10 protein-coding genes are annotated in these 7,583 nt (G+C 41.2%); 1 reads left to right on the forward strand and 9 read right to left on the reverse strand.

All coding sequences use genetic code 11. The annotated features are described in order from the left end of the window. The 3 genes from QZY09_RS09860 to glmM all read right to left on the reverse strand — a co-directional run. Positions 1-301, reverse strand: a 301-nt coding sequence (locus tag QZY09_RS09860; protein ID WP_295671832.1) for a hypothetical protein, incomplete at its 3' end; no start/stop codon positions are given. Between the two features lie 89 nt (positions 302-390). After that, entirely contained in the window at positions 391-1,527 is a 1,137-nt protein-coding gene (locus QZY09_RS09865; protein WP_295671835.1) for a cysteine desulfurase family protein, read from the reverse strand. Between the two features lie 124 nt (positions 1,528-1,651). Then, the gene (gene glmM / locus QZY09_RS09870; RefSeq protein WP_295671838.1) at positions 1,652-3,034 is read right to left on the reverse strand and encodes a phosphoglucosamine mutase; all 1,383 of its coding nucleotides are present in this window, start codon (positions 3,032-3,034) and stop codon (positions 1,652-1,654) included. A gap of 184 nt (positions 3,035-3,218) precedes the next feature. Here glmM and QZY09_RS09875 point away from each other — a divergent pair, with 184 nt between their 5' ends. Beyond that, the gene (locus QZY09_RS09875) at positions 3,219-3,803 is read left to right on the forward strand and encodes a phosphatase PAP2 family protein (protein ID WP_295671841.1); all 585 of its coding nucleotides are present in this window, start codon (positions 3,219-3,221) and stop codon (positions 3,801-3,803) included. Here QZY09_RS09875 and QZY09_RS09880 read toward each other — a convergent pair. The 6 genes from QZY09_RS09880 to yajC all read right to left on the reverse strand — a co-directional run bounded on the left by QZY09_RS09880 (position 3,792) and on the right by yajC (position 7,484). Further along, positions 3,792-4,241 carry a MarR family transcriptional regulator gene (locus QZY09_RS09880; protein ID WP_295671842.1) on the reverse strand — a complete coding sequence of 150 codons (450 nt, stop codon included), beginning with the start codon at positions 4,239-4,241 and terminating at the stop codon, positions 3,792-3,794. The genes QZY09_RS09875 and QZY09_RS09880 overlap by 12 nt on opposite strands. Before the next feature lie 33 nt (positions 4,242-4,274). After that, the gene (locus QZY09_RS09885; protein WP_295671845.1) at positions 4,275-4,433 is read right to left on the reverse strand and encodes a DUF5522 domain-containing protein; all 159 of its coding nucleotides are present in this window, start codon (positions 4,431-4,433) and stop codon (positions 4,275-4,277) included. 2 nt (positions 4,434-4,435) lie between these two features. Continuing rightward, positions 4,436-5,371 carry an MBL fold metallo-hydrolase gene (locus QZY09_RS09890; protein WP_295671848.1) on the reverse strand — a complete coding sequence of 312 codons (936 nt, stop codon included), beginning with the start codon at positions 5,369-5,371 and terminating at the stop codon, positions 4,436-4,438. A gap of 104 nt (positions 5,372-5,475) precedes the next feature. Continuing rightward, complete coding sequence (coaE, locus tag QZY09_RS09895; protein ID WP_295671850.1) at positions 5,476-6,075, reverse strand: dephospho-CoA kinase; 600 nt, start codon at positions 6,073-6,075, stop codon at positions 5,476-5,478. Further along, positions 6,075-7,022 carry a YbbR-like domain-containing protein gene (locus tag QZY09_RS09900; protein WP_295671853.1) on the reverse strand — a complete coding sequence of 316 codons (948 nt, stop codon included), beginning with the start codon at positions 7,020-7,022 and terminating at the stop codon, positions 6,075-6,077. Before QZY09_RS09900 ends, coaE begins: the two co-directional genes overlap by 1 nt. Positions 7,023-7,163: 141 nt before the next feature. Then, on the reverse strand, positions 7,164-7,484 hold the full coding sequence (yajC, locus tag QZY09_RS09905) for a preprotein translocase subunit YajC (protein ID WP_295671856.1): 321 nt from the start codon (positions 7,482-7,484) through the stop codon (positions 7,164-7,166). Between the last annotated feature and the right edge of the window lie 99 nt (positions 7,485-7,583).

Raw genomic sequence — 7,583 nt, forward strand, 5'->3', positions numbered from 1 at the left:
AAACTGCGTTTTCGGTACCCGGTTCGTGCCCTACCATCCTGCCGGCTCGGCGGCCGTGGTTGCTGGGTTTAAAATCCGTAGTCGCATTGCCAACTGAAGGAACTTCATGTTGCCTGGATGGAGTAACGTCTATTTGTTCGCTATACGAAGCATCGTTACCGCTTTGCTGGTGTTGAAGTTCCCTTTCATGAGGATAAAGTAAATTCTCATCTCCTTCACTTTTCTTGCCAGGGTTTTCTTTGGGAATACCATTTCCCTTCCGCTCGGGGTTTTTCGATTTATTCTGACTATTCGCTTTCATAGGTTTATTAATTTATAATTAATAAACCAAACAAAATCCGTGCCCTATCTTACTTTTGGTAAAACTTAAACTACAATCGTCTGATTTACCTATGCGTTTACCGCGCAAAGTTCGCGAACTTTGGCAATTGTGTAGTCAATCTCAGCCTTTGTGTTGTATTTTGAAAAGGAAAACCTAACGGACGGCCTTGATGGGTTTGCCCCTATCGCCCCCAATACATGCGAGCCAATATCCGTGCCTGAGCTGCAGGCGCTGCCTCCTGAAGCTGAAATTCCGGCAATATCAAGATTAAATAACAGCATATCCGCCATTTCCATTTCAGGGAATGACACATTTAAAACTGTGTATAAACTTTTAGCAGGATCTGTTTCTCCATTAAAGCTGATCCCCGGCACCTTTTCAGTCAACTGGTTAATCATATAGGTTTTTAAGCCCTGGATATGTTCCTGGTGCTGCGCCATTTCCGCATAGGCTATTTCAAGCGCTTTAGCCAGCCCTACAATGCCATACAGGTTCTCGGTGCCGCCGCGCATATTGCGTTCCTGCGAACCGCCGTATATCATCGGCTTTATTTTAATTTTGTGGTTCACATGCAAAAAGCCAACACCCTTCGGTCCGTGAAGCTTATGCGCCGCACATACCATAAAATGCATTTTCAACTTACTCAGATCGTGGGCATAGTGTCCCATTGTTTGTACAGTATCACAATGAAAAACTGCATTGTATTGTTCACAAATATCTCCTACCCCGTCAATATCGGTTAAAGTGCCTATTTCATTGTTGGCGTGCATTAACGACACAAAACTACGCTCATTATCCCGGAGTAATGTTTCCAGTTGCTGAAGGTCAATATTGCCCCTGTTGTCGGTATCAACAAAACTTAGCTTAATAATACCGTTTTTCTGCATCGCTTCAAGGGTATGGATAACGGCGTGATGTTCCAAACGACTGGTAATAGCGTGCTTAATTTGATTGTCGATAATACCACAGCGTATCGCGGTATTATCCGCCTCGGTACCGCCGCTGGTAAAAAATATTTCTGCCGGAGAACAATGCAGCAGGTTAGCTATGGTCTTGCGCGATCTTTCAATCAAAGTCCTTGCCTCCCGGCCATGTCCATGTATCGACGACGGATTACCATAAGTATTTTCCATCACCGCATACATTTGCTTCATTACTTCAGCATCAAGCGGTGTGGTAGCTGCATTATCCAGATAAACACGCATATCAATTAGTGAGTTGTTGACTGAGTGAATTAGTGAATAGTTGAATGGGTGAACGATCTGGATTTACTTGAAAACGAAAGCAAACCTTTTAATTCACTAATTCAATAATTCACTAATTCAATAATTAATTTAATATCTCTTTTATATCGGCAATAATCTTATTAGCCAGGTTATTCGCCACAGTTTCTGAATTACCTTCAGAATAGATCCGGATAATAGGCTCCGTATTCGACCTGCGCAAATGTACCCATTCTTTGTCGAATTCTATTTTCAGCCCGTCAATGGTACTATAGGGTTGTTTTTTGTATTTGTCTTCCACCTTCAGCAACAGGGCATCGATATCCATGTCTGGTGTAAGGGTGATCTTGTTTTTGGAAATGAAATATCCCGGGTACGTACTTCTTAAATTTGAAACAGATTTGCCAAACTTAGCCAGGTGGGTAAGAAATAAGGCAATGCCGACAAGAGCATCCCTGCCATAATGTAACTCAGGATAGATCACTCCGCCGTTACCCTCGCCGCCTATGATGGCGTTTACCTCTTTCATTTTAGTAACCACGTTCACCTCTCCCACCGCTGCGGCATGGTATTCGCAGCCTGCTTTTTCGGTAACATCACGCAAAGCGCGGGTTGACGACAGGTTGGACACCGTATTGCCAGGAGTGTGCTTTAATACATAATCAGCGACAGCAACCAATGTATATTCCTCGCCAAACATGTTGCCATCCTCGCAAACAAAACAAAGGCGGTCAACGTCAGGATCGACGGCTATGCCCAGATCGGCCCTTTTTTGCAGCACCTCTTTTGATAGCGCGGTAAGGTTTTCGGGCAAAGGCTCCGGGTTATGCGGAAAAATGCCATCAGGTTCGCAAAACAATTCATATACGGTATTAACACCCAAAGCCTTTAATAAAGCCGGAACAAATATGCCCCCGGTTGAGTTAACGCAATCAATAACGATTTTAAAATCAGCTTTTGCAATGGCTTCAACATCAACAAGCGGCAAAGCAAGTATCTGATCTATATGTTCTTTCAGATAATTTTTATCAGTATAAACCTTGCCGAGGTCGTTTACATCAGCGAATTTAAAGTCGCTATTTTCGGCAATTTCAAGTACTGATTTGCCTTCCGCGTCATTTATAAATTCGCCATCGCCGTTCAAAAGCTTAAGTGCGTTCCATTGTTTTGGATTATGGCTGGCGGTTAATATGATACCGCCTGCGGCCTTTTCTGCCGGCACGGCTATTTCAACGGTTGGTGTTGTTGAAAGGCCAAGGTCAATAACATCTATTCCTAAACCCTGTAAAGTGCCTATCACCAAGTTATTTACCATGTCGCCCGAAATACGTGCATCGCGGCCAAGAACTATTTTTTTTAACTCTGTTTTGTTTACAGCCCAGGTGCCATAAGCCGAAGTGAATTTTACAATATCTAACGGGGTTAAGCCTTCACCCACCGTACCACCGATGGTACCCCTAATGCCCGAGATTGATTTGATTAATGTCAAAGTGTAAATGTTTTATACCGCAAAAATAAAAATATTTAACCGATGCAACATATAAGTTGCATTGTTTTAGGCCGCTATTTATTATTTATATTTGGCGCTGTTTAATATGTAACGCCTTTTTTTCTTTTACTTATAACGTTTTGACATCAGCATAGCTGATAGTTTAAAAAAATATAAAAAAACAATGCCTGATTTTTTTTTGCAGCTGGACCGGCATTTATTTTATTTTATTAACCACGACCTGGCAAACCCTTTTTTTGATTGGATAATGCCCTGGCTGCGACATCCTCCTACCTGGATACCGCTTTATGTGTTCATTATTGCATTTTTTATATGGAAATATAAAAAAACAGGACTTATCCTAATTGTGTGCATGGCGCTGTCAGCCGGCTTTGCCGATTTTACCAGTGCCCGCATAGTAAAGCCGCTTGTTCACCGGCTTCGCCCCTGCCAGGATCCGGTTGTATCAAAAACCGATATATTGCGCGTACCGTGCGGCACAGGGCTCAGTTTCCCTTCTACGCATGCCACAGACCATTTCGCAATGGCCTTTTTTATAATCTTGTTGTTTTGCAAAAAATGGCGATGGATCTGGTTTTGGGGGATATTATGGGCTGGCTTAATATCATTTGCCCAGGTGTATGTGGGCGTACACTTCCCGATAGATGTTTTTTGCGGGGCTATTTATGGCGCTTTCGTAGGCTGGCTTTTTGTTTGGATATTTCTAAAAATTCAACCGGGATTTTTTGTTCGTGAATTAGCCGCGTAATTTATCCAATAGATCACTCAAAGTCCCGGCCTCCTCTGCGCTCAAATTTTGGCTCAGGAAATCGCGCGTAATAAATTCAACATCCATCTTACTTAATATTTCCAGTCCTTCATCACTTATCCGGATATCCACGGCGCGCCTGTCCTTTGAATTGGTACAACGGGAAACCAGGCCTTTTTGAACCAGCCTGTCTACAATCCGCGAAGCATCAGACATCTTATCTATCATCCGCTCTTTTAATAAGTTCACGGTTGCCGGACACGGGTACTGCCCCCTTAAAATTCGTAAAATATTGAACTGTTGAGGAGTTAAATTATACTTTTCAAATTCAGACCGCAGTAAATTATTCAGCCAGCCATGCGTGTAACCAACGTTAACCACGACTTTATGATAATTGTCTTCGAATTTACTGCTTACTATTTCGTCATCTAACTTCATACATCATGTTGGCTTAAAATTCAAATATCCCTTTTATTTTTTAATATTTTTATCGTGCTTCGTTTTTCCATATTCCCAGGGACAGTGCAGGCATTTGTTTTTGCAGCAATATCCGCGCTTTAAATGATATTCGCTTGTAAAAACAAAGTTACCATCGGCATTTATATAAAAATCAACATTTTCAACCAGCATTGCTATAATAGTTTCACAAAAATATCATTTCCGAATTGCTTCTTTAAATACTGTCCGTTGCCATGTAAGGTCCATATTTGTTGCGGATCGGTTTGTTTAATGGTTAACAGGATATCCTGCCAATCCACATGATCCGAAATAAATAAGGTATCCTGCTCATTTACCTGCAGGTTTTTCCAGCCTGAGGCAAATAAACGCTTTACCCCTGTAGCACGGATATAGGCATCAAAGGTAAAAGGTGGCACGATATAAACAAATTCCTCCTGGTTCTTCATCAGCTTCCGGCTGTAATGTTCGTATTTACCGGGCGGAAATCCCATTTTCTCATAAATAGCATTAATGGGGGCAATTTTATGATGAACCAGGATCTTTTTTTGAGGTGCATATTGATTGATCATGCTGATCAGCCGCTGGCTTTTACCAAGCCCATAGGCACCCAAAAGGATATTTATTTTAATATCGTTAAGTTTTTCTATTTCATTAACCGGATCAGGGTGCGTTATTTCAGGGTTTGCAAAGGTGCTTTCTGTGATCAACACATCTGTTTTAACCCATTCAAGGGGCTCGCAGGTATTATCGGCCTGAAGCTTATAATCACCGGTGTATAAATATTCAACACCTTCATATTCCATTAAAACCTGTGCCGAGCCTAGCATATGCCCTGCCGGGACGAGGGTAATTTTCACGTTCCCGATGGTGAATGGCTGATCGTAAGCTACTATATGGCTTTGAACTGCGGCATTTTTACCATAGCGCAGTTGCATAAACGCATAAGTTGCCGCCGTGCAGTACACCGTATGATTATTGCTTTTGGCATGATCGGCATGGGCGTGCGAGATAACGGCGTTTTTTACAGGCAATACCGGGTCGATATAAAAATCACCGTATTTGCAGTACAGTCCGTTGGTATCGAAATAAACAAAATCTTCTTTAATCATTAGGTCATTGAGTCATTAGGTCATTAGGTCATTGAGTCATTAGCCTAACGAACGGTGTTTAAGATCAATTAATTATAATGTTTTTAATGCCGGCCACCAATGACTTAATGACCTAATGACATAATGACAAGTTTCTCATGCAACGCCAAAACCTGCGGTATTACCAACTCGCTATCGTCGTTCTTTATTATAAAATCGGCTAATTTGGTTTTCTTTTCTTCGGATAATTGGTAGCCTTCGCGTTTTTCAATTTCTTCACGGCTAAGACCATCCCTTTTCATCACCCGTTCTACCCTGGTTTCAAACGGAGCCTGCACCATGATATTATAGTCGCACATTTTAAACGATGCACTTTCAAACAATAAGGCTGCTTCCTTTAAAACGTAAGGCACGTTGCTAATTGTTTTAACCCAGGTATCAAAAGCCCTGAAAGTTGCGGGGTGAACGATAGCATTTAACCTGGCTAACTGTTCGTCATTATTAAAAACTATGGCTGCAATATGTTTACGGTTTAAAGTACCGTCTTCAAAATAAGAGGCATTACCAAAGGCCGCTTTTATTTCAGCGATCAGCTGCTGATCGGCTACCATAACGCTTTTGGCTGCATCATCGGCGTAAAAAACCGGTATGCCCAAAATTTCAAAAATTTTACTTACAGTGGTCTTTCCGCTGCCGATGTTGCCTGTTATGCCGATTTTGAGCATTATTCTTTGACGATAAAATCAATATTTCGTGGTTCGATCTTTACGATATGGCAGTATTCCGGGATCTTTGAAAGCACTACCGGTAATGTTTTATAACCGTTTTTTTTCCAGAGATCAAGGTCTGCAGTTGCTTCAAAAAAGTCTTCATCAGTCTCGGCATACCTGCTTAATGAGGTTGTAAAAGTTACCTTAACTTTTTGAGGAAATATCTTCACCTCGCCTATATTCCGGGCGTTTAAAACCTTGACGGGTATCTCCAAAACCTTTTCGGTGAATTCATCAACAGGGATAGTAGCCTGTATATTTTTAGGATACAAGCTTAGATTCCCTTCTTTAACCGGTTGCATGTCTATACGGGTAACAACACTTTCGTCAATGCTGTCCAACTTTAAAGTATCCGTATTCCATGATGTTATTTTATCGATAACACTCGCAGGGCCATTAATGATCACATAAGCCGGGTTCAAAGTTACCGGCCCCGATTGAAAAAACTGGCGCCCGTATCTCACCGCACTTACCAAATGCACCGGCACCCGTTTCTCTTTCCTGTTGGAAAAATCAAAATAAAGCGTATCAGGATTAAAAGCGATTATTTGCTGGTCAACTTCCCTTTTACTGTTGATCTGGTCTTTCTGCGAACTTAACACCACATAGCTTTTGCTCTCCAGCGTGTGGAGGTCAATGGTAATGGCTTTATAGGCGGAATTCATTTTTGAAAAAAGCATATCCCAGCCTGTCCCGTTAATCGTAATATTAACCGTATCAGACTGTAACGAACGAAATGCCCGCCTTTGGGGAGTATTCCTGAACTCCAGCACTTCCTTTACTACATAGGGCTTAGGGTTAGACAAAACAGTAATTATCCATGCGGCAAAAGCCAATACCAGGCACGTAAAAAATGCCGATAATCTTCTTCGCTCTGTTACAGATAATTTTATTATTGCCATTTTGAGGTGAAAGGTAAAAGCCAAAAGGTGAAAGGCAGCAAATCACTCCTTTCACCTTTTGATTTTTATCTTAATTTAACGACTGAAAGGTAAAAAGATTAAAAGTAAAGTGTTAAAAACCTTTAGCCTTTTACCTCAATATTACTTAGTAACAACCGGCGGCGCATTTAATGCTCTTGATGCCTCTAAAGATATTGCTGATTTATCAAAACGGATCTTTCCATTGTCTACTTCAATCAAAAAAGTGGCATCGTTAATTTCAAGGATCCTGCCATGGATTCCGGCTGTGGTTACTACCTTATCGCCCTTTTTTAACTCGGTTACAAATTTCTTCTGGTCTTTTGATTTTTTTACCTGAGGCCGGATCATAAAGAAATAAAACACAAGTGCGATCAATCCAAAAACAATTATTTGTTGTGTTCCAAAACCGCCTGCGGCCTGTAATAAAATAGTATCTATCATTTTTATATTAATTTTATATTATTTTTAATTTACAAGTACTTCGCCAATTAAATGCACCACGTTTTGCGCGGGAACAGTATTGGCTGTTATCGTGATCAT

The organism is uncultured Mucilaginibacter sp., from assembly GCF_903913935.1.
Classification (GTDB): domain Bacteria; phylum Bacteroidota; class Bacteroidia; order Sphingobacteriales; family Sphingobacteriaceae; genus Mucilaginibacter.

Bases quoted from the DNA above. Each gene is read 5' to 3' on its own strand.
- QZY09_RS09865 (WP_295671835.1), bottom strand. From the start codon at position 1,527: ATGCGTGTTTATCTGGATAATGCAGCTACCACACCGCTTGATGCTGAA.
- QZY09_RS09875 (WP_295671841.1), top strand. From the start codon at position 3,219: ATGCCTGATTTTTTTTTGCAGCTGGACCGGCATTTATTTTATTTTATT.
- QZY09_RS09880 (WP_295671842.1), bottom strand. From the start codon at position 4,241: ATGAAGTTAGATGACGAAATAGTAAGCAGTAAATTCGAAGACAATTAT.
- QZY09_RS09885 (WP_295671845.1), bottom strand. From the start codon at position 4,433: ATGCTGGTTGAAAATGTTGATTTTTATATAAATGCCGATGGTAACTTT.
- QZY09_RS09890 (WP_295671848.1), bottom strand. From the start codon at position 5,371: ATGATTAAAGAAGATTTTGTTTATTTCGATACCAACGGACTGTACTGC.
- coaE (WP_295671850.1), bottom strand. From the start codon at position 6,075: ATGCTCAAAATCGGCATAACAGGCAACATCGGCAGCGGAAAGACCACT.
- QZY09_RS09900 (WP_295671853.1), bottom strand. From the start codon at position 7,022: ATGGCAATAATAAAATTATCTGTAACAGAGCGAAGAAGATTATCGGCA.
- yajC (WP_295671856.1), bottom strand. From the start codon at position 7,484: ATGATAGATACTATTTTATTACAGGCCGCAGGCGGTTTTGGAACACAA.